20 protein-coding genes and 4 pseudogenes are annotated in these 23,731 nt (G+C 70.6%); 17 read left to right on the top strand and 7 right to left on the bottom strand.

Features of this window, described 5'->3' with window-relative positions; genetic code table 11:
* Positions 1-134 precede the first annotated feature (134 nt).
* From AB0N81_RS09415 to AB0N81_RS09435, 5 genes are all read left to right on the top strand, one after another.
* On the top strand, positions 135-911 hold the full coding sequence (locus tag AB0N81_RS09415; RefSeq protein ID WP_365357101.1) for an ABC transporter permease: 777 nt from the start codon (positions 135-137) through the stop codon (positions 909-911).
* A gap of 120 nt (positions 912-1,031) precedes the next feature.
* Positions 1,032-2,036, top strand: coding sequence for a hypothetical protein (locus tag AB0N81_RS09420; RefSeq protein WP_365357103.1), 1,005 nt, complete (start codon positions 1,032-1,034; stop codon positions 2,034-2,036).
* Positions 2,037-2,090: 54 nt separating this feature from the next.
* Entirely contained in the window at positions 2,091-2,582 is a 492-nt protein-coding gene (locus AB0N81_RS09425) for a glutathione peroxidase (protein WP_365357105.1), read from the top strand.
* A 231-nt stretch (positions 2,583-2,813) separates the two neighbouring features.
* Positions 2,814-4,019, top strand: coding sequence for a serine hydrolase (locus tag AB0N81_RS09430; RefSeq protein ID WP_365357107.1), 1,206 nt, complete (start codon positions 2,814-2,816; stop codon positions 4,017-4,019).
* A 58-nt stretch (positions 4,020-4,077) separates the two neighbouring features.
* A complete protein-coding gene (locus tag AB0N81_RS09435) occupies positions 4,078-5,091 on the top strand; it encodes a Gfo/Idh/MocA family oxidoreductase (RefSeq protein ID WP_365357109.1) in 1,014 nt (337 codons plus the stop codon).
* Between the two features lie 85 nt (positions 5,092-5,176).
* On the opposite strand, the gene AB0N81_RS09440 is transcribed toward AB0N81_RS09435, so the two are convergent.
* The gene (locus tag AB0N81_RS09440) at positions 5,177-5,590 is read right to left on the bottom strand and encodes an SsgA family sporulation/cell division regulator (protein ID WP_365357110.1); all 414 of its coding nucleotides are present in this window, start codon (positions 5,588-5,590) and stop codon (positions 5,177-5,179) included.
* A 625-nt stretch (positions 5,591-6,215) separates the two neighbouring features.
* Here AB0N81_RS09440 and AB0N81_RS09445 point away from each other — a divergent pair.
* The 3 genes from AB0N81_RS09445 to AB0N81_RS09455 all read left to right on the top strand — a co-directional run bounded on the left by AB0N81_RS09445 (position 6,216) and on the right by AB0N81_RS09455 (position 9,732).
* On the top strand, positions 6,216-7,760 hold the full coding sequence (locus AB0N81_RS09445; protein WP_365357112.1) for an ATP-dependent DNA ligase: 1,545 nt from the start codon (positions 6,216-6,218) through the stop codon (positions 7,758-7,760).
* 201 nt (positions 7,761-7,961) lie between these two features.
* Positions 7,962-8,447 (top strand): TrkA C-terminal domain-containing protein, encoded by a 486-nt coding sequence (locus AB0N81_RS09450; RefSeq protein ID WP_365357113.1) that lies wholly within the window; start codon positions 7,962-7,964, stop codon positions 8,445-8,447.
* Between the two features lie 4 nt (positions 8,448-8,451).
* Positions 8,452-9,732: a cation:proton antiporter gene (locus tag AB0N81_RS09455; protein ID WP_365357115.1), complete on the top strand. Its 1,281-nt coding sequence runs from the start codon at positions 8,452-8,454 to the stop codon at positions 9,730-9,732.
* 109 nt (positions 9,733-9,841) lie between these two features.
* Here AB0N81_RS09455 and AB0N81_RS09460 read toward each other — a convergent pair whose 3' ends face one another.
* Positions 9,842-10,687 (bottom strand): alpha/beta fold hydrolase, encoded by an 846-nt coding sequence (locus AB0N81_RS09460; protein ID WP_365357117.1) that lies wholly within the window; start codon positions 10,685-10,687, stop codon positions 9,842-9,844.
* A gap of 197 nt (positions 10,688-10,884) precedes the next feature.
* Between AB0N81_RS09460 and AB0N81_RS09465 the strand changes: the two genes are divergently transcribed.
* The 5 genes and pseudogenes from AB0N81_RS09465 to AB0N81_RS09485 all read left to right on the top strand — a co-directional run bounded on the left by AB0N81_RS09465 (position 10,885) and on the right by AB0N81_RS09485 (position 14,913).
* Entirely contained in the window at positions 10,885-11,637 is a 753-nt protein-coding gene (locus AB0N81_RS09465; RefSeq protein ID WP_365357119.1) for a hypothetical protein, read from the top strand.
* Between the two features lie 117 nt (positions 11,638-11,754).
* A complete protein-coding gene (locus AB0N81_RS09470; protein WP_365357121.1) occupies positions 11,755-12,348 on the top strand; it encodes a sigma-70 family RNA polymerase sigma factor in 594 nt (197 codons plus the stop codon).
* A gap of 135 nt (positions 12,349-12,483) precedes the next feature.
* A complete protein-coding gene (locus tag AB0N81_RS09475; RefSeq protein ID WP_365357122.1) occupies positions 12,484-14,022 on the top strand; it encodes an MFS transporter in 1,539 nt (512 codons plus the stop codon).
* Positions 14,023-14,037: 15 nt separating this feature from the next.
* Positions 14,038-14,322: pseudogene (locus tag AB0N81_RS09480) on the top strand (MFS transporter); the annotation flags it as partial.
* A gap of 117 nt (positions 14,323-14,439) precedes the next feature.
* The gene (locus AB0N81_RS09485) at positions 14,440-14,913 is read left to right on the top strand and encodes an NUDIX domain-containing protein (protein ID WP_365357124.1); all 474 of its coding nucleotides are present in this window, start codon (positions 14,440-14,442) and stop codon (positions 14,911-14,913) included.
* Between the two features lie 14 nt (positions 14,914-14,927).
* On the opposite strand, the gene AB0N81_RS09490 is transcribed toward AB0N81_RS09485, so the two are convergent.
* Positions 14,928-15,404 carry a transposase gene (locus AB0N81_RS09490; protein ID WP_365357125.1) on the bottom strand — a complete coding sequence of 159 codons (477 nt, stop codon included), beginning with the start codon at positions 15,402-15,404 and terminating at the stop codon, positions 14,928-14,930.
* Between the two features lie 106 nt (positions 15,405-15,510).
* On the opposite strand from AB0N81_RS09490, the gene AB0N81_RS09495 reads away from it, so the two are divergent.
* Positions 15,511-16,497 (top strand): site-specific integrase, encoded by a 987-nt coding sequence (locus tag AB0N81_RS09495; RefSeq protein WP_365357127.1) that lies wholly within the window; start codon positions 15,511-15,513, stop codon positions 16,495-16,497.
* A 293-nt stretch (positions 16,498-16,790) separates the two neighbouring features.
* On the top strand, positions 16,791-18,785 hold the full coding sequence (locus AB0N81_RS09500; protein WP_365357129.1) for a tyrosine-type recombinase/integrase: 1,995 nt from the start codon (positions 16,791-16,793) through the stop codon (positions 18,783-18,785).
* A gap of 6 nt (positions 18,786-18,791) precedes the next feature.
* On the opposite strand, the gene AB0N81_RS09505 is transcribed toward AB0N81_RS09500, so the two are convergent.
* The 4 genes and pseudogenes from AB0N81_RS09505 to AB0N81_RS09520 form a co-directional block, all read right to left on the bottom strand.
* Complete coding sequence (locus AB0N81_RS09505; protein ID WP_365357131.1) at positions 18,792-19,310, bottom strand: NUDIX domain-containing protein; 519 nt, start codon at positions 19,308-19,310, stop codon at positions 18,792-18,794.
* A gap of 123 nt (positions 19,311-19,433) precedes the next feature.
* Positions 19,434-19,625: pseudogene (locus AB0N81_RS09510) on the bottom strand (transposase); the annotation flags it as partial.
* Between the two features lie 8 nt (positions 19,626-19,633).
* A complete protein-coding gene (locus tag AB0N81_RS09515) occupies positions 19,634-20,059 on the bottom strand; it encodes a hypothetical protein (protein ID WP_365357133.1) in 426 nt (141 codons plus the stop codon).
* 5 nt (positions 20,060-20,064) lie between these two features.
* Positions 20,065-21,066, bottom strand: a pseudogene (locus AB0N81_RS09520) (DUF6192 family protein).
* Positions 21,067-21,624: 558 nt separating this feature from the next.
* Between AB0N81_RS09520 and AB0N81_RS09525 the strand changes: the two are divergent.
* Both AB0N81_RS09525 and AB0N81_RS09530 read left to right on the top strand, forming a co-directional pair.
* Positions 21,625-22,940 (top strand): annotated as a pseudogene (locus AB0N81_RS09525) (MFS transporter); the annotation flags it as partial.
* Between the two features lie 273 nt (positions 22,941-23,213).
* The gene (locus tag AB0N81_RS09530) at positions 23,214-23,645 is read left to right on the top strand and encodes a peptidoglycan-binding domain-containing protein (protein ID WP_365357134.1); all 432 of its coding nucleotides are present in this window, start codon (positions 23,214-23,216) and stop codon (positions 23,643-23,645) included.
* The last annotated feature ends 86 nt before the right edge of the window (positions 23,646-23,731 follow it).

Here is a 23,731-nt window from a genome sequence, read left to right on the forward strand (position 1 = left end):
TCCCACCACATCGTTACAGGTCGAGCGCCCTGATACAGCAGCTCCCCACCCCGCACGAGCAGAGCACGGACGCGTCCGCGTTCTCCCCTTCCTCTTGCGCGAGGGGTCACGGCTCCGCAATCTAGGGTGAATGCGTGCGCAACCTCGCCGCCCAGGCCCTCCTGCCGGTCAATACGGCGCTCGCCGTCGCCCTGCTCGTGCTGCTCCTGGCCGCCGCGACGACAGCGGCCGTATTCCGGCTCGCCCCCGACAGCACGCGCGGCAGGGCGCGGGAGATCCTGGTCGCGGGTGCACGCGCGACCGCGCAACTGGCCGTCGTCTCCCTGGTGATCGCCTGGGTCGTCCACCACACCGCGGCCCTGTTCGGCTTCCTGCTCCTCATGTTCGCCGTGGCCGCCCGCACCGCGGGGCGGCGCATCACACCGAACGACACCTGGTGGTGGGCGGCGCTGCCGGTCGCGGGCCCCGTCGTCCCGGTGGTGACCGGACTGACTCTCGCGGGTCTGCTGCCGGTCGGGGGCATCGCCATGATTCCCGTGACGGGCATCCTCATCGGCGGGGCGCTCACCGCGACGGTCCTCGCCGGCCGCCGCGCCCTCGACGAACTGCGCACCCGGATCGGCGAGTACGAGGCCGGCATCGCCCTGGGCCTGCCCGACCGCGACGCACGCCTGGAAGTGATCCGCCCGGCCGCCTCGGACGCGCTGCTGCCCGGCCTCGACCAGACCCGCACGGTCGGCCTCGTCACCCTGCCCGGCGCGTTCGTCGGCATGCTGCTGGGCGGCGCCTCCCCGGCGCTCGCCGGAGCCGTGCAGCTCTTCGTGCTGATCGCTCTGATGGCCGTGCAGGCGGTCGCCGTGGCGCTGACGGTCGAACTGGCCGCCCGCGGCCGACTGCACCGCGAGGCGTAGACCCGGCGTCGTTCGCACTCGAATGTGTTCACGGCACGACTTTCGATCTCGCGCCGCCCACCCGCCTCGTTGGTATGAGTGCCTTTCATCTGATCACGCACCACCAGAAACGGGGGAAACATGGCTGACGTGCCGCCGCCGCAGCGTCCCGACCCCGCGAGCGCCTCCACCGGAACGCCGGCCGCCGCCCCTCGCACGGGCGGCGCACCAGACCGTGGACCCGACAGCGGCGGGGACTCACGCCTGCGTTGGATCATCGGCACCGTCGTCGCCGTTCTCGGGATCGTCCTCGCGGTGCTCACGTACTACGACAGTCACCGCACGACGGAGTCGGACCTCGACGACAAGGCCTCCGCCGAGAAACAGGAGAAGGGGCCGGCGCTGGAAGTGACCGGCGGCTTCTCCTGGTACGGACCCGCCTGGTACGCCAGCCGCAGTGACCGGATCTCCTTCAAGGACCGGTACAGCGAGGACACGGTGTGGGAGTTGTTCCGGCCTTCCAAGGTCACCCCGGTCGGGAAGACCGGCACCTCGATCGTCGTGGAGAGCCGGCATCCGACCACCGTGACCGTGCACGGCGTCCAGGTGCGCGACCGCCACTGCGAGGCACCCCTCGACGGCTCGGCGCTCAGCCCTCCGGGCATCGGTGACGGCGGCTCGGACGCCCCGCCGGTGCGCATGGGGATCAACCTGGACTCGGGGCGTCCCGTGACGAGGGACATCACGGACGACGAGGGTCTCGGCGGCCCGTTCAGCAAGCAGTTCACGCTCGACCAGGGCGACGCCCAGGAGATCCAGGTCTCGTTCCGGACGGAACGGCAGACATGCGCGTTCCGCGCCGACCTGCTCGTCACCTCACAAGGGAAGCGGCACACGATCCCCATCCCCGTGGACGCGCCCGTCGACGACGCGACAACCGACCGGTCCACCGGCGACGCGGCAGAGCCGGACTACACCTTCCGCGTGACCGCACCCGCTCCCCGGTACGCCAGGGCCTACAGAAGCGTCCGCGTCGGCGATGACACGCGGATCGACTGGGCCGTGAAGGAGATCGACGCGAAGGACCTCACGCCTGACGGCACCGAACTCTCGTACTCCCCGGACTCCGCGACAGCGGCGCCCTGAGGCCCGTGGGCGGCGCCGTGCAACGCCGGGCGGCCGGAGCGTAGGCTCCGGACCATGTCTGTTTACGACGCGGTAGAGATCGAAAGCCTGCAGGGCGGCCCCGCCGACCTGCGCCAGTACGAGGGCAAGGCCGTCCTGGTCGTCAACGTCGCCTCCAAGTGCGGGCTCACCCCGCAGTACGCGGGCCTGGAGCGGCTGCACGAGCAGTACGCGGGACGCGGCTTCAGCGTGCTCGGCGTGCCCTGCAACCAGTTCATGGGCCAGGAGCCCGGCACGTCCGAGGAGATCGCGGAGTTCTGCTCGGCGACGTACGGCGTCACCTTCCCGATGACGGAGAAGGTCGACGTCAACGGCGAGGCGCGGCATCCGCTGTACCAGCGCCTGGTGACCACGGCCGACGCCGAGGGGCACACCGGTGACGTCCGCTGGAACTTCGAAAAGTTCTTGATCGACTCGTCGGGCGAGGTCGTGGCCCGCTTCTCGCCCCAGACCGAGCCCGACGCCCCGGAGCTCATCGCCGCCGTCGAGAAGCACCTGCCGGCCTGACATCCGGGAGTCCGAAGCCCCGGGGGCCGACCGTGCCCCGGGGCTTCGGCACACCCCCGTACCGTCCGCCCGGGACCCGCCCTCCTCCCGGGCCCAGCGCCCCTGTGCGGCAGGTGAAGTGACGGGCCGACAGTTGCCTGGCCGCCCGCGCGGCATGCGGCCGGCGCAGCGATACCTCCAGCCGGGTCAAGCCGATCTGCGGAGTCCGCACAGCGCTCCTACGGTGGCTGAATGGTCATCAGGAACCTTCCGCGCTCCTCCTCCGTAAGCGCCGCGGCCCTCACCCTCGGCGCTCTGGTCCTCCTGTCCTCACCGGTCGCGGCCGCCGACATTCCGGCCGAACCGGCGCCTCCGCGGCCGCTTCCCGCGTACTCCTCCGCCCTCCTGGACCAGCCCGGCGTCCAGGTCCGGCCCGGCGCCGGCGCGCCCGCACTGCCCGGCCACGTGTCCGCCCTCGCCTGGCTCGTGGCGGACGCCCGTACGGGCGAGGTGCTCGCGGCGCGGGACGCGCACCGCCCGCTGCCGCCCGCCTCGACCCTCAAGTCCCTCTTCGCCCTGTCGACGCTCCCCCGCCTCGACGCCGGCCTGCGGCACGTCGTCGCCCCGCACGAGCTGGACGACATCGGCGAGGGCAGCAGCATGGTGGGCGTGGCGGAGGGCCGCGCCTACCGGGTCGCCGACCTGTGGCGGGGCGTGTTCCTCAGCTCGGGGAACGATGCCGTGCACGTCCTCGCGCGCCTCAACGGAGGGGTGCGGAAAACGGTTCAGCAGATGCGCGCCAAGGCACGCGAACTGGGCGCGAACGACACCCACGTGATGTCGCCCGACGGCTACGACGCCGACGGACAGGTCTCGTCGGCGTACGATCTCGCGGTCTTCGGCAGGGCGGGGCTCGCCGACCCGGAGTTCGCCCGCTACTGCTCGACCCGCGTCGCGCACTTCCCCGCGGGCGGCTGGTCGTACCCGATCCAGAACACCAACCGGCTGCTGACCGGCGCCGACGGCGTGGCGCCCTACCCGGGCCTGCTCGGCGTCAAGAACGGCTACACCAGCCACGCGGGCTCCACCCTGATCAGCGCGGCCCAGCGCGACGGGCGCACGCTCGTCGTCTCGGTGATGAACCCTCAGGGGGGCGGCGGGCGGGCGGTGTACGAGGAGGCCAGGGCGCTGCTCGACTGGGGCTTCGCGGCGGCAGGGAAGGTGCGGCCGGTCGGCTCGCTGCAGAAGCCGCCGAAGAAGGCCAGGACCACCTCCGAACCCGCGCACGCGGCCGGCAACGCCGCCCTGGCCGTACAGCCCGAGGACTCCGAGTGGCCCGCGCTGCTGCTCGTCATCGCCGGCTCGGTCGTCCTGCTCACGGGTTGCGTCGTAGCCCTCCGGCGCCGGAGGGCTACGGTGGCCCGACGCACGGACGACACGGAACGCGCCATCGAGTGAGCCGGGCGCGCCGCGTGCGTCCAGTGCGTCTCGTACGCGGGAACGGGGAGGCTTTCGGGTGAGCGAGCTGCTGGGGGTGGCCGTGCTGGGGGCGGGCCACATGGGCGCCGATCATGTGCGGCGGATCGGTGAGACGGTGGGCGGGGCCCGCGTGGTGGCGGTCGCGGACCCCGACACGGCACGGGCCGAGGCGGCGGTGGCGGGGCGCGAGGGGGTGTCCGTGCACCGTGAGGCGACGGCCGCGCTGAGCGCTCCCGGCGTGGCGGCGGTCCTGGTCGCCTCGCCGGAGGCGGCGCACGAGGAGGCGCTGCTCGCGGCCTGCGCGCGTGGCCTTCCCGTGCTCTGCGAGAAGCCCCTGGCCCCCGATTCCGCCTCCGCCCTGAGAGTCGTGGAGGCGGAGGCGCGGCTGGGCCGCAGGCGGATCCAGGTCGGGTTCATGCGCCGGTACGACACCGAGTACGCGGCCCTGAAGAGGCTCCTCGACTCCGGACGCCTGGGGCGCCCCCTGATGCTGCACTGCCGGCACCGGAACGTGTCGTCGCCCCCGCACTTCACCTCCTCGATGCTGATCAGCAGCTCCGTCTCCCACGAGATCGACGCGGCGCGGTGGCTGCTCGGCCAGGAGATGACCGCTGTGACGGTGATCCGGCCGAGGCCGTCCTCGGACGCCCCGGAGGGCCTGCTCGACCCGCAGCTGGTGCTGTTCGAGACGTCGGGGGGCGCCGTCGTGGACGTGGAGGTCTTCGTCAACTGCGGATTCGGCTACGAGGTGCGGTGCGAGGCGGTCTGCGAACGCGGCAGCGCCCGTCTCGGCGACGCGCACACGATGGTCGTCCGGTCGGCCGGCCGCGCACACGAGGACGTGGCGCAGGACTACCTGGTCCGTTTCGCCGACGCGTACGACCGCGAAGTACGGGCGTGGGTGGCCGCCGCCCGTGAGGACCGGGTCGCGGGGCCGAGCGCGTGGGACGGGTACGCGGCGGCGGCCGTCGCGGAGGCCGGTGTCGCGGCGCTGCGTACGGGTGCGCGCACCACCGTGGAGATGGCGGAGCGGCCCGCGCTGTACGGCTGACCCCGTCCGCGTCGCGCAGCCCTCTCGCGGCCCGCGTCCTGCTCGCGGTCCGCGTCCTGCTCGCGGTCCGCACTGTCGTGGGCGGTCAGACGCCGCCGAGCAGGCGCGAAAGTCCCTCGTCGAGGTCGAGCCCTTCGCCCTCGCCGCCCGAGGGCACCACGGCGTACGAGCGCACCAGGAAGCGGCGCAGTGCGAGCCTGTCGAACTGCACAAGGGCCAGCCCCTGGTGCGAGTGGAACTCGAGCACGGTCCGGGCCCGCCCGCACGGCCAGATGTGCACGTCACCGCTGCCGGTCGGCGCCGTGAGCCCCTCCTCCAGGAGCTCACGGGCGAAGATCCAGGTGACCTCCACGCCGTCGAGCGAGGCCTGCGAGGGGAAGGTCATCTGGACGGCCAGGGGGTCTTCCGCCGAATAGCGCAGAACCACGGGCAGGGCACGCTCACGGCCCTCGGGGGTAACAAGGCGGGCACGGGCGGGCTGTTCGAGGGTGACGGCCATGGGGGGCTCCACTTCTGATGTTTCCAGTGCTCGGTTCTGCGGCTCCGAGGGCTCCTGTGCCCTTATGACCCCTCAGGGAGGGGCGTTATTACGCCACGCTGTCGAAATATTCATGTGACCTACGTCACTCACCTCTCGGGTCCCCGGACTCCGGCATGCCGACCGACGCGGTGGAGTCGGCCTGCACGCCCGTGCGGGTGCCCGCCGCACGCGAGTACACGCGTGTTTTCGTGGAACAGCAGCCACATGCGCCGGGGACTCCCCCGTTCGCGTCCGGCGGGGGATGAGGGTGACACGGCTGCGCCCAGCGGGGCTGTGTGGCGCAGGTGCCCGGAGGCGAGCCCTGCCCCCGGCACACCCCGAGCCCCGCTACCACGGCACCAGGGGCGAGGTGAACGGTCCTTCGTGACCGACGAGCCCATGTCCATGCTCATGCTCTTCTCGCCGGGCGCTCCGCGCGAGGAGTGCTTCGAGCGGGTCGCGGAGCCGCGGAGCTGAAGGAGTCCCGCATCCGGCACGACAGCTACTTCACGGAGGACTTTGAGATTGATGGTTCTGAAGCCGCGGACATCGTCCTGACCGCCCCGGCCATGCGCCCCACCCTGCCCCGATGCAGGATGGCCTCATGCTGCTTGCCCGGCTCGCACGTGTGTCCAAGGAAGTGGCCGCCACCTCGGCGCGGTCCCGGAAGATCGCCCTGCTCGCCGAGCTGTTCCGGGCGGCGGAGCCGGACGACGTGCCGATCGCCATCCCGTACCTGTCGGGGCGGCTGCCCCAGGGCCGCCTCGGCATCGGCTGGAGCACGCTCAAGCACGCGGTGCCGCCCGCCACCGAGGCGACGCTCACGGTACGCGGGGTGGACGCGGCGCTCACCGCGATCGGCTCGGTGTCCGGCGCCGGGTCGCAGGCCGAACGCAAACGGCTCGTCGGCGAGTTGATGGGCGCGGCGACCGAGGACGAGCAGCGGTTCCTGCTGGGGCTGCTGACCGGCGAGGTACGGCAGGGCGCCCTGGACGCGGTGGCGGTCGAGGGCCTCGCGCTCGCGACGGACACTCCGGCGGATGCCGTGCGGCGTTCGGTCATGCTCGCCGGTTCGGTGAGTCCGGTCGCCCAGGCGCTGCTGGCGGACGGGGCCGAGGCCCTGGACGAGTTCCGGCTGACCGTGGGCCGTCCGGTGCTGCCGATGCTCGCGCACAGCGCCGCGTCGGTCGCCGAAGGCATCGACAAGCTGGGCGCGTGCGCGGTCGAGGAGAAGCTGGACGGCATCCGTGTGCAGGTCCACCGGGACGGGGACGACGTACGCGTCTACACCCGCACCCTGGACGACATCACCGACCGCCTTCCCGAGCTGACCGCCGCGGCCCTCGGTCTGGACGGGTCCCACTTCATCCTGGACGGCGAGGTCATCGCCCTGGACGCCGACGGGCGGCCGCGGCCGTTCCAGGAGATCGCGGGGCGCGTCGGCTCACGCGTCGACGTGTCGACGGCGGCGGCCGGAGTGCCCCTGTCCCCCGTCTTCTTCGACCTTCTGTCCGTGGCGGGACGTGACCTGCTCGACCTGCCGTTCTCCGAACGCCACGCGGAGCTGGCGGCGCTGGTGCCCGAACCGATGCGGGTGCGGCGCGCGCTCGTGGCGGACCCGGCCGACGAGCGGTCGCGCGGCCAGGCCCAGGAGTTCTTCGAGGCGACGCTGGGACGCGGCCATGAAGGGGTCGTACTGAAGGGGCTCGACGCCTCCTACAGTGCGGGCCGCCGGGGCGCGTCCTGGCTGAAGGTCAAGCCGGTCCACACCCTGGACCTGGTGGTCCTCGCCGCCGAATGGGGGCACGGCCGCCGCACCGGCAAGCTCTCCAACCTGCATCTGGGCGCACGGCGGCCCGACGGCACGTTCGCCATGCTGGGCAAGACGTTCAAGGGGATGACAGACGCGATGCTCGCCTGGCAGACGGAGCGTCTCCAGGAGCTGGCGGTCGACGAGAGCGGTTACGTTGTGACGGTGCGCCCCGAACTCGTCGTGGAGATCGCCTACGACGGCCTCCAGAAGTCGACGCGCTACCCGGCAGGCGTCACGCTCCGCTTCGCGCGCGTCCTGCGGTACCGCGAGGACAAGTCGCCCGATGAAGCGGACTCGGTCGAGACGGTCCTGCGGAACGGTACCGGCCCCGCGTAACTCATGATCTTGTGTCGCGTCGGTCTGCCCGGGACCGCGCGGACATCGCCCCTGCGGCGGACCGCCGGTCCCGGAAGAGGCCAGATCAGGCCCCCCGACAAACGACCGGCTGATGATCACAGCGCTGGGGGATTTTGCCATTCCTTGGCCCCGATAGGGTGACAGCCGGGGGAGATCATCTATGACGCAAGGGGAAAAGCTGTGCCCGCCTCACGACTCAGCCGTACGCCACTCCCAGGCATCGGCATCCGGTACGACCTGACGACCCGAGAACAACGACGTCTGTCGGTGGTCGCGCACCGGGACGGAGCACGGACGTTGAGCGCCTACCGGTCCGACGACCCGGACGAGTGCGCCCTGTCGCTGCGCCTCAGCTCGGGCGAGGCCGACGCGCTGATCGATGCCCTGATGCCCTCCCACCACAGCCCGAACCTTCTGCACACCACCGACCTGGGCCTGGTCGCCGAGCGCGTGCTGCTGTCGGCCACGTCGCACTGGAACGGGCGGCTGCTCGGCGAGACCCGGATGCGGACCGAGACGGGTGTCTCGATCGTGGCCGTGCTGCGGCGGGCCGAGGCGATTCCGTCGCCGACCCCCGACTTCCGGCTGGCCGGCGGCGACACCCTCATCGTCATCGGGACGCGTGAGGGCGTGGAGACCGCCGCGACGATACTCGGGCGGGAGTGATCGCGTGCATTCCGCTGTCTTTCTGATCGAGTTCGGCGCGATCATCCTCGCCCTCGGTCTGCTCGGCCGGTTCGCGGGGCGTTTCCAGTTCTCGCCGATCCCGCTGTACCTGCTGGCCGGGCTCGCGTTCGGCGAGGGCGGGCTGCTGCCGCTCGGCACGAGTGAGGAGTTCGTCGCCATCGGCGCCGAGATCGGCGTCATTCTGCTGCTCCTGATGCTCGGCCTCGAGTACACGGCCAACGACCTCGTCAGCAACCTCAAGACGCAGTACCCGGCCGGTCTGGTCGACTGCACGCTGAACGCGCTGCCAGGAGCCATCGCCGCGCTGCTCATGGGCTGGGGCCCGGTCGCCGCCGTCGTGCTCGCCGGCGTCACCTGGATCTCGTCGTCCGGTGTCATCGCGAAGGTCCTGGGAGACCTCGGCCGGCTCGGCAACCGGGAGACCCCCGTCATCCTCAGCGTCCTGGTCCTCGAAGACCTGGCGATGGCCGTCTATCTGCCCATCATCACCGCCCTGTTGGCGGGCGTCGGCCTGGCCGCGGGCAGTCTCACGCTCGCCATCGCGCTCGGCGCCGCGGGGATCGTCCTCTTCATCGCGGTGCGTTACGGGCGGCTCATCTCGCGCTTCGTCTCCAGCGACGATCCGGAGAAGCTGCTCCTCGTGGTGCTCGGCCTGACCATCCTTGTCGCGGGCATCGCGCAGCAGCTCCAGGTGTCCGCCGCCGTCGGCGCGTTCCTGGTCGGCATCGCGCTGTCCGGCGAGGTCGCCGAGGGCGCGCACACGCTGCTCGCGCCGTTGCGGGACCTCTTCGCGGCCGTCTTCTTCGTCTTCTTCGGGCTGCACACCGACCCGACGAGTATTCCGCCGGTGCTGCTGCCCGCGCTCGCGCTCGCCGTCGTCACCGCGCTGACGAAGATCGCCACCGGTTACTGGGCGGCCCGCCGTGCGGGCATCTCGGTCAAGGGCCGCTGGCGGGCGGGCGGCGCGCTGGTGGCGCGCGGCGAGTTCTCCATCGTCATCGCGGGGCTCGCGGTCACCGCGGGCATCGAACCGTCGCTCGGACCGCTGGCGACGGCGTACGTCCTGATCCTCGTGATCGTCGGGCCGCTGACCGCCCGTTACACCCAGCCCATCGCGGGTTACGTGGGCGGGGTGCTTGCACGCCGCCGCGAAGTATCCGGCGCCGGGGCCGCTGCCGGAGCCGAGTCCGGTGCCGCGCAGGTGCCGGGTCCCCGGGAAGCGGTCGAGACCCTGGACGGCCAGGACGTGGCCGACCGCCCCTAGGCACGTGCCGGACGGCACGCGGGAGACATGTCCCCGTGCCGTCCGGGCCGGCCGCTCGGCGCTGTTGCGGGAGGGTGCGTGAAGAGCGGCTACGTGTGGATCCGCGCCGCTAGCCGACGCATCTGGGCCGGAACTCCGCGTCGGCCGGCCCCTTGCGGCCCAGCGCGTCGAGCACCCACTGGGCGGCGACCGGGTCCTTCGTCACCTGGTCGTGGAGGAACGGGTCCAGCGGGCAGCGGTCCTGGAGGACGACGTTGGTGACCCGCTCCTTCGGACCGTTCAGCAGAGCGCTCGTGTACGGGATGACGACCTCGTCGTAGCGCGTGGTCACGACCGTGTAGTCGGGCCCGGCCGGCGTCTCGGTCCCTTCGTTGAGCCTCGTCAGCAGCTCGGAGCCCGCCATCTGGTCGAGGCAGGCCGGGCAGGCGATGTCGCCGAGCGGCCCGGCCAGGGGGTTTCTCGTGCCGTGGTTGGACGGCACGAGACCGATGAGGTCGTCGACCTTGTCCGCGCCGCCGAGGAACTTCACGTAGTAGCGGGGCATCATGCCGCCCTGGCTGTGCCCGACGAGGTCGACCTTCGCGGCGCCCGTGGCGGCGCGCACCGCCTCGACGAAGTCCTTCAGCTCGGCGGCCGACCGCGGGACCGGCGCGGTCGCCAGCTTTCCGTAGTTGAACGCGAAGACGCAGTAGCCCGCCCTCTTGAGCTTCGGTGAGAGCGTGGCCCAGTTCTCCGCCATCAGTTTGAACGTGCCGTTGACCAGGACGACCGGTTCCGGGTGCGCCGGGTCCGGCTTGCAGGACCAGTCGTTGGCGCCCCGCGGCGGGACGTCCAGTACGGAAGTCGGCGCGGAGGCGGTGGCGGACGCGTGGGCGGGGACGGCCAGGCCCACGAGTCCGAGGGCGAGGGCGGCCGCGGCGGTCATCAGGGACCGGACGGCGGGGCGCAGATGCATCGGCATTTCCCATCGTGCAGGAGCATGTGGCGTATGGACGAACGCAGTTCGACAATGTCGACCGCTGGACGAGATCATTTTCGTTCTGTACACGCCACGTCAAGGGGTTTGGGCATCGGCGCGCGCCATACGGGCACTTCGGGCATCTCTTGGACTCGGCGCCCACCGAGGGGCCGCCGCCTGGCACGATGCTTCCCATGACCTCAGGGCCCGCGTTCCGCCTCGCACGAGCCGCGATGTTCGCGGCCGTGTGCGTGGTGGCGACCGCCCTGGGGCACGCGGTCATGTCCGGCGCCTCGCTGCCCTGGTGGGCGGTGGGTTACGCGTTCGCGGCCACGGCGGCCGCCGCGTGGTGGCTGACCGGCCGAGAGCGCGGCGCGGTGACCGTCACCGGCGCCACGGTCGCCGCGCAGCTGTGCCTGCACGAACTGTTCGGCCTGGCACAGCGGATCGGCGCGCCGTCGGGCGGGAGCGGGCCCGGCGGGAGCGGGTTGTCGTCCGGGGCCGGGCTGCCGGGCGCGGTGCCGGTCTCCCCCGACGACGGCTTGAACCACATGCACCACCCGATGCCGAGGTCCGCGCCGTCGCCCGCTTCCGGCTCGCCCGACGGCTCCATGCACTCGGCCGCGATGCCCGACGAGGGCCTGTCTCACTGGATCATGTCCGTCTTCGGGCACAGCGGCTTCGGCATGTTCCTCGCCCACGTCGCCGCCGCGCTGATCTGCGCCCTGTGGCTGTGGCGCGGCGAGGCCGCCGCCTTCCGTACCGGACGCGCGCTCGCCGCGGCCGTCTTCGTCCCGCTGCGGTTCGTTCTAGCGGTCCTCGTCGCGGCCCTCCCGCCCGCGCCGCCCCACGTCGGCGCGCTCGTGCCCGTGCCGCGGCTGCGCGGGGTCCTTCTCCAGCACGTCGTCTCCCGCAGAGGTCCACCGGTCCTTCCGACCAGTTCCTGAAACCGCCCGCACCCCTCGGTGCCGGGCGGATCTTCGGCGTCCACGCACGCGAGGGTGCAGTCCCCGCCGTGCGTCCGCGCCGCTTCCCGAACTCCCTTCACCGAAGGACCTTTTGCGATGACACATACCCTTTTGCGATCCCGGTCCGGCGGGGACCAGACGCGTGACGAGCTGATCACCCAGTGGGCCCTCGCGGCCCGGGACGGCGACGCCCGGGCGTTCGAAGAGTTCGTGCAGGCCACGCGCCGCGACGTGTGGCGCTTCGTGGCCCACCTCAGCGGTGACCTGCACGCCGCCGACGACCTGTCCCAGGAGACGTACCTGCGGGCCCTGACGGCACTTCCCGGCTACGCCGCCCGGTCCGGCGCACGCACCTGGCTGCTCGCCATCGCCCGGCGGACCGTCGCCGACCGCTTCCGTTCGGCGGCGGCCCGCCCGCGCATCGCCGACACGAGTGACTGGCAGGCGGCCGCCGAGCGGGCCCAGCCGCGCGATCTGCCCGGGTTCGAGGAGGGCGTGGCCCTGCTCGATCTCCTGGAGACGCTCGACGCGCCGCGCCGCGAGGCGTTCGTGCTCACCCAGCTCGCCGGGCTGCCGTACGCGGACGCTGCGGCGGCCGTCGGCTGTCCGATCGGCACGGTCCGCTCACGCGTGGCCCGCGCCCGGGAGCGCGTGAGCGAGCTGCTGCTCGCGGCGGACCACGTCGCCTAGCGGTCTGCTCCCCCGCGGTTGAGCACCGCCGTGCAGGGCCTCTCCGAAGAGGCCCTGCACGGTACGCGAAGATCCCGGTCGCGGCCCCCGAGCAGGGCGTTTAGCGTAGGGCGGGGGCGTTTGGAGGTCAGCACCATGGACCGAGAAGCCGAGCCCACGCCGGACCCCGTCCCGGTGACCGGCCCCGCACGCGGTGCCGGTCCTTCCGCCACCGCGGCACACGTGGGAGGCGGGCGTCACGAGCACCGCTGGCTGATTCTCGCCGTGGTCGGTATCGCGCAGCTCATGGTGGTCCTCGACGCGACGATCGTGAACATCGCGCTGCCCTCGGCCCAGAAGGACCTGGGGTTCACCGACGGCAACCGCCAGTGGATCGTCACCGCGTACGCGCTCGCCTTCGGCTCCCTGCTGCTGCTCGGCGGGCGCATCGCCGACCTCGTGGGGCGCAAGGTCGTCTTCCTCGCCGGTCTCGCCGGTTTCGCGGTGGCGTCCGCGATCGGCGGCGCGGCCACGAGCTTCTCGATGCTGGTGGCGGCCCGCGCGCTGCAAGGCGTGTTCGGCGCCCTGCTCGCACCGGCCGCCCTGTCGCTGCTCACGACCACGTTCACGGACCCCCGCGAGCGCGCCAAGGCGTTCGGCATCTACGGCGCGATCGCGGGCGCGGGCGGTGCGGTGGGGCTGCTGCTCGGCGGCGTACTCACCGAGTACCTGGACTGGCGCTGGTGCCTGTACGTGAATCTCGCCTTCGCCGCGGTCGCCATGGTGGGCGGCGCGCGGCTGCTGCACGCGGGCGCCCCGCCGGACCGGCCCAAGCTGGACGTGCCCGGCACCCTGCTGGTGTCGGCCGGCCTGTTCTGCATCGTCTACGGCTTCTCCAACGCGGAGACCCACGCCTGGAGCGACCCGCTGACCTGGGGGTTCCTGGTCGTCGGCGCCGTGCTTCTGGTGGCGTTCGCCTGGTGGCAGACGCGCGCGGCCCATCCACTGCTGCCCCTGCGGGTCGTACTGGACCGGGACCGCGGGGCGTCGTTCCTCGCCATGTTCATCTCGGGCGCCGGCATGTTCGGGGTGTTCCTGTTCCTCACGTACTACTTGCAGCAGATCCTGGAGTACACGCCCGTCAAGACCGGTCTGGCCTTTCTGCCCATGGTCGCGGTGATGGTCGTGGCCTCCGTGGTCACCACCAACAATCTGGTGCCGCGCATGGGCGCGAAACCGATCGTGCCGCTGGGCATGGGGCTCTCCGCGGCCGGCATGGCCTGGCTGACCGCCCTCGACGTCACCAGCGGGTACGCGGCCCACGTGCTGCCGCCCCTGCTGGTCGCCGGGCTCGGCCTCGGGCTCATCTTCGCCCCTGCGATGAGCATGGCGACGGCCGGTGTGGCGGCCCACGACGCGGGCGTCGCCTCCGCCATGGTCAACACCAGTCAGCAGGTGGGCGGTTCGATCGGCACGGCTCTGCTCAACACGCTCGCCACCACAGCGGCGTCCGACTACCTGGTGGGCAGGAAGCCGACCCCGCAGGTGGAGGCGCAGGCGGCGATGCAGTCGTACTCGACCGCGTACTGGTGGTCGGCCCTCTTCTTCGCGATCGGCCTCGTCGTCACGGTCGTCCTGTACCGCAGAGGGGCGCCGGCGTCGACGGAGACGAGCAGCGGCGCGGTCCACATGTAGGGCGGTGACGACCCGATGACTTCGAGTCAGCCCCCGAGTTCCGGTCAGCCCCCGAGTTCCGGTCCGTCCCCGGCTTCCGGTCCGCCCCCGGCTCCGGGCCCGGCCCCGGCTCCGGGCGCCGAGGGCGGTGTCGCCCTCGCCTCCGCCCGCGGCCGCTGGGTCCTCGTGTGCGCGGTGCTCGCCTCGGGGATGGCGCTGCTCGACGGCACCGTCGTCAATGTCGCCCTGCCGACGCTCGGCCGCGACCTCGACGCGTCGATCTCCGCCCTGCAATGGGTCGTCAACGCCTACATGCTCAGTGAGTGTTTGAGATCTCGCCCGTGACCGGCGGTGCTGTAATGGCGTGGTGGCCGTGCTTGGCGCTGCGGTTGGCCAATTGGTGCTGCATCCAGCCGCCTGCAGGGATAGCCTCCCGGGATGGATTTGCGACTGGCGGCATACGCCGTTTGCATCGAGGACGGGCGGGTGCTGCTCGCTCATGCCGTGAAGCCGGACGGCGACAAGACTTGGACTCTGCCAGGCGGCAGGGTTGAGCACGCGGAAGATCCGTTCGATGCGGTGATCCGCGAAGTCGCCGAGGAGACCGGCTTGGCCACTGTGGTTGAACGCCTACTGGGTGTGGACTCAAGGGTGATCCCTGCGGCAGAGCGCCGTTTGCCTGGCCAGCCCGAGCTTCAGAATGTTGGCATCTTCTACCGGGTCCGCATCACTGGCGGCCAACTTCGTCCTGAGCCGAACGGCGAAACCGCCGAGTCGGTGTGGACTCCGATCACCGAAGTTGCTCACCTCGGCCGCTCTTCGCTTCTCGATGTCGGCCTCGCCTTGGCGCAGGTCCTTCCTGAAACCGGCCACGTTGCCCCTGTCCCAATCGGCGGCCTAATCCGGCACTGAAGCCACCAGCAGCATCACAGGGGATCCATTCTTTCCGGCCTCTTCGACCAGTCGGTGCGGGATCCTTTGCGGGTGCGCCTGCGGGGCATGAAGGTGACAAGTGCCCAGGTCAGGTGTGCTTCTGAGTATTGAGGCAGGCGTTCGTGGTCTCTGACGTTGCGTCGGGATTTCATGATCCAGCCCAGTGTCCGTTCGACTTTCCAGCGGCGGGGCAGGACGACGAATCCCTTCGCTCCGCGCGGTCGGGAGACGGTCTTGAGGGTCATGTGCAGGAAGTCGTCTGACCAGGCGGTGAGCTGGCCCGCGTAGGCGGAGTCGGCCCAGATCTGGGTGATGTGCGGTTGCATGACGCGCAGGCGCCACAGGAGTTCGCGGGGGGTCTCGGCCCCCTTGACGGACTGGCTGTCGACGATCAGCGTGACCGGCCAGGGACACCGTCCCTGGCCAGTGCGGATCTGGCGGCGGAGCTGATCACGCAAAAACGCGACCACACAGGCTCAGTGCCAGTGGGCGAAGTGGTAGTAGACGTCTGCCAGGGCGGATGATCCGCTGGCAGAGCCCGCCTTATGTGGAATCGAGCAGGTCTACGCTGCTGCCATGGCCCCGATCCCGTGGGGCAAGTTCCCCACTCTCGCTGAACATCAACTGGCCCGTCGTTGGCTGCAGTTCATGGCGAACATCGGTCGGGCTCCCAACACGATCGACGCGTACGGGCGAGCGGTCGAGGACCACCTGCGATTCTGCGCGGTGGACGGTACAGATCCCGTACTGGCCGGTGCGGACACGGTCGCCGCCTGGATCGGGGACATGCTCGATCGGCCCCGCCAGCGAACGGAGAAGGCACCTCTGCGGTCGGAGACGGGTCTGGCGAACGCGACTGTCCAGCAGCGTCTGGTGGCCGTGCGGTCCTTCTACGAGTACCTGGTGGAAGACGGACTGCGCGAACGGAATCCGGTACGGCGGGGGCAGACCAGCCGACGTGGCCGCAGTCCTCGGCAAGGGCTCGTACGGCGCATCGAGCCAGCGCCCTGGATCCCCAACGAAGACGTGTGGCAGCGGATTCTCACCGCGTCCGCCGAGGAGCCGTTACGCAACCGGCTCATGGTCACGCTCGCCTACGACGGGGCTCTGCGCCGTGAGGAGCTCGTCCAGCTCGACGTCGAGGACTTCGAGCCCGCGCACCGCCTGGTCCATCTGCGGGCGGAGACGACCAAGTCCCAGCGGGCCAGAGAGGTCGCCTTCGGAGTCACATCGACCCGGCTGTTCGTGGCCTACCTCAATGAACGCCGCAGCCTGTTCGGCCGAATCGACGGACCGCTCTTCCGAGCTGCTTCCAATCGCAACTACGGAGGACCGCTGGGGCCTTCCTCCTGGTCGAAGACCGTCGAACGCATAGCCCGCAGAGCCGGTGCCGCACGGCTTTCCACCCATACCTTCCGGCACCTGCGGCTGACCGATCTGGCCCGCGCCGACTGGACCATCGACCAGATCGCCCAGTACGCCGGTCACCGCGACCTGGCGACCACGATGCGCTACATCCATCTGTCCGGCCGGGAGTTGGCCGCTCGGCTGCATCGTGCGTAGACATCGGTGCAGCAGGACAGGGAGAACCTGCTGACGGCACTGGCGGCAGTCCGGTGAGCGCGATCGAACGGCCAACACCGGCCTCGCTCGCAAAGTACTGCGCCGACACCGCAGCCCAGAGCCCGGTTCTGACGGCGGATGAACGGGCGGCACTCGGCCGCCTGGCCGCGCTGGATCATCAGGTGATACACGCGCGCAATCGTGCTGACCTGGCCCGACTGATCGATCCTCTGGAGAGGGTCTCGGCTCGGTGGGGCAACGCACTGACCGAATCGGCCCGCAACATGCTCCTGATGGAGGTCGGCCGACTCTCCCTGGCCTACTGGGCCTGGGACGAGCTGAGCTGGAGGTCATTCGTCGCCTCCGTCACGGGTGAGATCCGTCACCGGCGCCGGGCACACCTGGTGGCCTGGGGCTATCTCTTCGGTGGACACCGACGGCTGCACCACCGGGTCGGGATGCCCAAACTGCGCCCATTGGCCGACTTCGTGTTCGGGCACGGGGCAGTCGATCCTGCTCTGGAACAGGTCTGCACGCTGTTGGAACGCTGGGAAACCCAGCCGAAATCACAGCCGGAGCTGGTCCGCTCCTCGGTGCTCGATGCCTTGCTCAGCGCCGGCAGCCCGCGCCTGGAGGACGTGACGCTGGAGTTGCTGGAGGACCTGGTCGCCGACCACCCTGCGTCCAGCGCCCGGCGCCGTGGGTTCTTCAAGATGTCGCGGGTCCTGGCGGCCAACGGCTACATCCCCGCGCCGCTAACCGGCAGTCATCAACAGCGCGGAACGCGTCCGGAGACCGTGGCCTCGGTGCCGCCGGAGTGGTTGGAGATGGTCCTGCGCTGGCGGAAGTTCAGCACCAACGAGCCCGCCACCGTCCGCACCAAGTTCCCGTTGCTCCTGGTGGCCGGGCGCTGGGCGGCCGAGAAGCACCCGGAGGCGACGAGCCCACAAGCATGGACACGGGACATCGCCGCCGAGTACATCGCGGACACCATGACCGCGGTTCGCGGCCAATGGGCCGGCCACAACCGCAACCGCACCGGCTGGGGCGAGCCCCTGGGCGTCGGCGGGAAGGCCGGACGGGCCGACACCATCCGCAGCTTCTTCTGCGACCTGATCGAATGGGAATGGATCACCCCCAGGTTCGATCCCCGCCGCGTCCTGGCTCTGCCGCTGTCGGTCCGGGCAGGCCGCGACCCAGACCCCCGGATCATCGACGATGCCGCCTGGGCCAAGCTCATGGCCGCCGGTCTGACGCTGACCGCCGAGGACCTGCGCGCCTACGGGACACCGCGGGCGAAGGCCGCCGGATGGCACGCGAACTACTACCCGATCGAGATGATCCGCGCTCTGGTCGGCGTGTGGTTGTTCGGCGGGCTACGGATGGACGAGATCCGCCGTCTCGAACTCGAATGCGTCCGCTGGGACCAGGCCACCGACCCGGACAGCGGCGAGACCTACCGCGTCTGCCTGCTGCACATTCCGGCGAACAAGACGACGGCGGCGTTCTCCAAGCCGGTCGACCCCATGGTCGGTGAGCTCATCGACGCCTGGAAGACCGTCCGCCCCGTCCAGCCGGACATCACCGATCGCAAGACCCGACAGCGACGCCAGCACCTGTTCTGCTACCGGGCCCAGCTCATCGGCTCCGCCTACCTCAACGACAAGCTCATCCCGATTCTCTGCACGAAGGCCGGCATCCCCGAGTCCGACTCCCGCGGCGCACTCACCAGCCACCGGGCTCGCGCCACAATCGCCACCCAACTACTGAACGCCAAGGACCCGCTGTCCCTTGCTGACCTGCAGCAATGGCTCGGCCATAAGCACCCGTCCAGCACCCGCTACTACGCCAAGATCCTCCAACGGACCCTGTCCGCGGCCTACAAACGCGCCGACTACTTCGCCCGGAACGTGCGCACCATCCAGGTCCTCATCGACCGCGAGTCCATCCTCACCGGAGCCGCCGCCGGCGGCGAGCAGCCCTGGAAGTACTACGACCTGGGCGCGGGCTACTGCTCCTACGACTTCTTCGCCAAGTGCCCCCACCGGATGGCCTGCGCACGCTGCCCGTTCTACGTCCCCAAGAACTCGAGCCGCGGTCAGCTACTGGCCGTCAAGGACGGCATCGACCAGATGCTCGAACAACTCGACCTCACCGACGACGAGCGCGAGGCCCTCGAAGGAGACCGCGAAGCGGTCACTGCCCTTGCCGAACGTCTCGCGGACACCCCCACCCCGCCGGCCCCACTCCCAGGGACCTCGGAACGGCCGGCGCCTTCGTCCCACTGACCCAGCTCAGCACCCGTCCTGCGCAGAAACCGGGGCAGCACGACAAGCGAGATATCGATCGAAAACCGCCTGGCTATCAGGGGTGAAGGTCCACTGCTGCAGAGCCCGCCGCAGCTCGGACTCAGTCAGCCACCCGTGCCAGGCCACCTCTTCCGGATCAGGGGTGACGATCTCCGGAAGCACGGCGTCACAGACCGCAAGCCAGTGCGGGCTGAGCCCGCCCCGGTTGAGGAACTTGAACCGAAGACGCGCTGCCGCCCGCACTCCCAGCTCCTCGCTGACCTCGCGGGCAGCTGCCTGCTCATAGGACTCGCCGACTCCCGCAGCACCCCCGACCCCGAATTCGTAGTGCCCAGGGAAACGGGACAGGTGCTCGGCCCGCCGATGGACGAGAAATCGGTCCTGCCTATCGCGACACACCACCACGCCAACCCGGTGCAGCCAGCCCTCCCGAACGGCGTCCCTCCGACTGACTACCCCCAGCACACGGTCCTGCGCGTCAACACGTTCCACGAGTTCATCCACGCCGCACACGATCGCAGGCACCACTGACACCCACCCGAAATGACCGGTCCGTCGCACAGTCAGCGACCCCTCAGACCGACCTCACCCCATCGAACGAAGGATCACGCCCCTGTCTCAATTCTCAATAACTTGCCACTTGACACCGTTGTCGACAACGTAACGGATAGCGTCGACGATCTCGCGGCGATGCCACTTCTCCGGCCTGCCGCCTGTCTTGGTCTGGCAGGCCGGGACGGGCAGCAGGGGCTCGAGCAGGGCCCACTCCGCGATCGTGGTGTCGGAAGGGTAGCGGCGTCGGCGGACGGTCAGGGCCATCAGACGTATCAGGGTTTGGCGAGAGCGAGCGTCGCACGGACGCCGGTGAGCTGGGCGACTGCCACTTGGGCCCATTCGTCGTCCGGGTGGCGGGCCAGGTGCGGGGCGAGCGTCCCCGTGATCAGCCGGGTGAGGCGTCCGAGGACGAGCTTGAACTGCTTCTTCTCATACTCGATCCAGTCCGCAGGTTCATCCGAGAAGAGATAGCCGTCCCTGCGGCGCCAGATGATGGGCGTGAGGTGCTCGGCGGCCCCGGCGTCTCGCAGGTGACGCACTCCCCGGGCGACCTGCGAGGGGGTGAGGCGGGTGGCGGCGACCAGCTGTTTGGTCTGCAGTCCAGCCGGTCTGGCTTCGATCAGTGCGACGCGGACCAGGTCGCCGTAGTGCTCGCTCAGCGGCTGGGTCCCGCCGCTGCGGCGGCGCCTTGAGGGCATGTGGTTCACTCGCCCTTGAGGAGCTGGGCGAGCTGCTCGTCCAGCGTGAAGTGGCCGGTATCGAGCGCGGCCTCCAGCCAGTCCGCGGCGCCACGGACCTTCGCTATGCCGCGCCGGATCGTCTCGCGTTCGTCTTCGCTGAACTCCTGGTCCCGCAGGCGTGGGACGAGGCGGCCCAGGGTGGCGACATACTGGTGGCAGGAACCGACCAGGTCCAGATACTCGAGGGTGTGCTCGATCTGGCGGACAGCGGGGACACGGTCACGGATCTTCTCGCGGGTCTCTTCGGAGTTGTCGAACTGGGCCCGATTGACGGTGAAGCGAGTGGTGTCATCGCGCATTGCCCGCCGGGCGACGCGGGGCCGCTGCAGAAGTTCTGAGGTGACGCTGGTGGCGACCTCGTCGTCGCGGGTCAGTTCCTGGACGACGCGGACCCGGTCGGCCGGCGCCAGGCTCTTGGCCGTGTCCGGCCGCCGCAGCAGGCTCACCGTGACCTGGGCGGCGACGTCGTCATCGCGGGTCAGGTCGGTGCCCGCCCGCACCTTCTCCTCGACTGTGACCGGCCGGTCGACCTGCTGCCCGACCAGCCGTTTCGCGCCGTCGGAGGTCTACTGTTTCCTGCCCGATCGTGAGCTGAACGGTGCGTCCTCGATCGCCACCCAGCGTTCGGTCTCGTCCTGGATGGAGGCGAGGATTTTGTGGACGGTGTGGGAGACGCCGTCCTTGCGCTTGTCGGCCGGCCAGCGTGAGGCGGTCCACCGCCAGTCCTCCACCGTGCTCAGGGCCACCCCGATATCGTCGGCGAACATCTGCAGGGACTCCTCGACGGTGAACAGGTCATCGGTGCCCTTGGCCACCGAGCCACCCACCGGCCTCATCGGCTCGATCTCCAAAGCCTTGTCCCCGAGCGCGAACTGGGTCCGGGCGACCTGCGCAACCAGCTCCTTCGCCTCGGCGACGAGTTGTTCGTAACGCGTCCGCGAGACGTTCCCCACCCGATCCGACATACCGCTTCACCACCTCGCCCCGGGCAGGGCCAGCCACCGGACAGTGACAGCGCAACGTCGTATCAGCCCAGGTCACGAACAGCATGGGTCCGTTCGTCACGGCGCCGGGAGGCGCGCGAGGGGAGTGTCCGAGACGCGTCAACCGCTGGCCGCACCCCTGTGCGAAGCAGACAGGACACCCGTGCCGTCTGCGGCGTTCGGCTTCGGCGTCACCGTGACGGAATCCCGTGACAGCTTCTGGCGCCAGGCACGGGTGCGGCAACGCGACGAACAGAACACCGCAGAGCGGCGATGCTCCACTCCAACCGTCCACTCACGGCCGCAGACCGGGCACATGGCCCCGTCTCCGAGCTGCAGTGCTGCCACCCGTCGGCGGGTCTGCTCCAGGGCCCGCCACCTCCGTGACCTGCACCGACCCGAACAGAACACCGCTACTGCCGATTTCGTCGGCGCCAGGGGCGTCCCGCACTCCCGGCAATACCGCCGAACCGTCCCGCCAGAGGCCACACCCCAGCATCCAACCCGCTGAGTCCGACGAACAGAGATCTCAAACAGTCACTCACGCTCTCGGCGCTGCTGCTGCTCGGCGGGGCGCTCGGTGACCGTATCGGGCGGCGGCGCACGCTCGTCATCGGCGTGGTGTGGTTCGCGGCGGCGTCCGCCCTGTGCGGGCTCGCGCAGGACGCCGGGACTCTGATCGCGGCCCGTGCCCTGCAAGGCGTCGGAGGGGCGCTGCTCACCCCCGGTTCTCTGGCGCTCGTCCGCGCCTCGTACCGCCCGGAGGACCAGGCCCGCGCGGTGGGTGCCTGGTCGGGGCTCGGCGGTGTGGCGGGAGCGGTCGGCCCGTTCCTGGGCGGCTGGCTGATCGACGGACCCGGCTGGCGGTGGATCTTCCTGATCAACGTGCCGCTGGCCGCACTGGTGCTCTTCGCCGTCCGGCACGTGCCGGAGAGCCGGGACGAGACGGCCTCGCAGCGGCCGTTCGACGTGACCGGCGCATCCTGGCCGCGCTGTTCCTCGCCGGCGTCAGCTTCTCGCTGATCGGCGCGTCCGGTGACACGTCGGCGGGCGCGACGGTCCTGCCGGGCGTCCTGGGGCTCCTGGCGGGCGGCGTCTTCGTCGTGGTCGAGCACCGCAGGCGTGATCCGATGCTGCCTCTCGCACTGTTCCGCTCACGCCTGTTCAGCGCCGCCAACGTCATGACGCTGTGCCTGTACGCGGCCATCGGCGGCATCCTGTTCATGCTGCCGGTGCAGTTGCAGACGACGCTCGGGTACGACGCGCTGCAGGCGGGCACGGCGACGCTGCCCATCACCGTCCTGATGCTGCTGCTGTCCGCGTCCGCCGGTGATCTGGCACGGCGCCTGGGCCCGCGGCTGCCGCTGGTCGCGGGGCCGTTGGTGGCGGCCGCCGGTGTGCTGCTGATGCTGCGGGTCCGGCCCGGCGCCGCCTACGTCACCGACGTGCTGCCCGCGGTGGTCGTCCTCGGCCTCGGCATGAGCCTGTTCGTGGCGCCGCTCACGGCGACCGTGCTGGCCTCGGTGGACGCGAGCCGCGCGGGGCTCGCCAGCGGCGTCAACAACACGGCGGCACGCATCGCGCAGCTGCTCGTCGTCGCCGCACTGCCGCTCGCGGTCGGCCTGTCCGGCACGGCGTACGCGGACCCCGACGCGCTGAACAGCGCCTTCGGGAAGGCGGCCGTGGGCTGCGCGGCCCTGTTCGTCCTCGCGGCGGCCGTCGCCGCGGTGTTCGTCCGGCCGAGCCCCTCCGCCTGGCACGGTGAGCGCGGCAACGAACCGCGGTGCAGGACCTGCCTGGGCGTCGAGGCACCGCCGCTGGAGCCCGGGGGCAGGCCGGGAAGTGATCCACCGTAGCGGCGTCCGCATACCGCGGGAGTTGTACGTCTTTTTCCGCTACCGCGATCGATGGAGACGGGCATCAACCCCAGGTTGAGCAAGCTCAACTCGAGGGTTGACGAAAGCCGCAGCGCCGCGAAGTAGCTTCTGGAAGTGCACCGAGGCGGCCGGATCCACCGGAACCGCGGCCGCTTCAGCACACCGCAACACCGGCAGAGGGCGGCATCACACGACCGATGACGGGCGCACCCGCGCCGTCAGATGCCGCCCTACCACCTGAAGGGGGAACACATGCGTACGAACATCATGGCGAGGACGCTCGTGAGCGTCAGCGCCGTCGCCGCGATAGCCGCCGGCAGCCTGGCGGGGGCGAGCGTCGGCTTCGCGGCACCCGCGTCGGAGTCGAAGTCGGTGGTGAGCACCAAGGCGGTCGCACCGCAGGCGGTGAACAACCTCGGCCTGAACACGGCGCGGGCCAAGAACTGGCAGTGCTGGCTGAAGAAGAAGGGCTTCAACCCCGGCGCGATCGACGGGCAGCTGGGCAGCAACAGCTGGAAGGCGGCACAGCGCATGTTCCGCGTCGACGTCGACGGAATCGTCGGGCCCAACACGATCAAGGGACTCCAGCGCTACCTGAACGGCTTCGGCTACGGCCTTGTCGTCGACGGTGACGCCGGCACGAAGACCAGGGCCGCGTTCTGGCAGTTCAACGCCAACTGCTGAGCCGGACCCCGGCGTCGGGGGGGGGGGGCCCCGGGGGCCCCCCCCCCCCCCCCCCCAGACGGGTACCCGGGCGCAACCGGACGCAC

The sequence above is a fragment of the Streptomyces sp. NPDC093510 genome, assembly GCF_040683555.1.
Taxonomy (GTDB): domain Bacteria; phylum Actinomycetota; class Actinomycetes; order Streptomycetales; family Streptomycetaceae; genus Streptomyces.

What these genes read in the sequence shown, in the direction of transcription:
- AB0N81_RS09500 (WP_365357129.1), top strand. Translation starts at nt 16,791, where the DNA reads ATGGAGGTCGGCCGACTCTCCCTGGCCTACTGGGCCTGGGACGAGCTG.
- AB0N81_RS09515 (WP_365357133.1), bottom strand. Translation starts at nt 20,059, where the DNA reads ATGCCCTCAAGGCGCCGCCGCAGCGGCGGGACCCAGCCGCTGAGCGAG.
- AB0N81_RS09440 (WP_365357110.1), bottom strand. Translation starts at nt 5,590, where the DNA reads ATGGCCGTCACCCTCGAACAGCCCGCCCGTGCCCGCCTTGTTACCCCC.
- AB0N81_RS09495 (WP_365357127.1), top strand. Translation starts at nt 15,511, where the DNA reads ATGGCCCCGATCCCGTGGGGCAAGTTCCCCACTCTCGCTGAACATCAA.
- AB0N81_RS09425 (WP_365357105.1), top strand. Translation starts at nt 2,091, where the DNA reads ATGTCTGTTTACGACGCGGTAGAGATCGAAAGCCTGCAGGGCGGCCCC.
- AB0N81_RS09475 (WP_365357122.1), top strand. Translation starts at nt 12,484, where the DNA reads ATGGACCGAGAAGCCGAGCCCACGCCGGACCCCGTCCCGGTGACCGGC.
- AB0N81_RS09470 (WP_365357121.1), top strand. Translation starts at nt 11,755, where the DNA reads ATGACACATACCCTTTTGCGATCCCGGTCCGGCGGGGACCAGACGCGT.
- AB0N81_RS09420 (WP_365357103.1), top strand. Translation starts at nt 1,032, where the DNA reads ATGGCTGACGTGCCGCCGCCGCAGCGTCCCGACCCCGCGAGCGCCTCC.
- AB0N81_RS09485 (WP_365357124.1), top strand. Translation starts at nt 14,440, where the DNA reads ATGGATTTGCGACTGGCGGCATACGCCGTTTGCATCGAGGACGGGCGG.
- AB0N81_RS09460 (WP_365357117.1), bottom strand. Translation starts at nt 10,687, where the DNA reads ATGCATCTGCGCCCCGCCGTCCGGTCCCTGATGACCGCCGCGGCCGCC.
- AB0N81_RS09430 (WP_365357107.1), top strand. Translation starts at nt 2,814, where the DNA reads ATGGTCATCAGGAACCTTCCGCGCTCCTCCTCCGTAAGCGCCGCGGCC.
- AB0N81_RS09530 (WP_365357134.1), top strand. Translation starts at nt 23,214, where the DNA reads ATGCGTACGAACATCATGGCGAGGACGCTCGTGAGCGTCAGCGCCGTC.
- AB0N81_RS09465 (WP_365357119.1), top strand. Translation starts at nt 10,885, where the DNA reads ATGACCTCAGGGCCCGCGTTCCGCCTCGCACGAGCCGCGATGTTCGCG.
- AB0N81_RS09445 (WP_365357112.1), top strand. Translation starts at nt 6,216, where the DNA reads ATGCTGCTTGCCCGGCTCGCACGTGTGTCCAAGGAAGTGGCCGCCACC.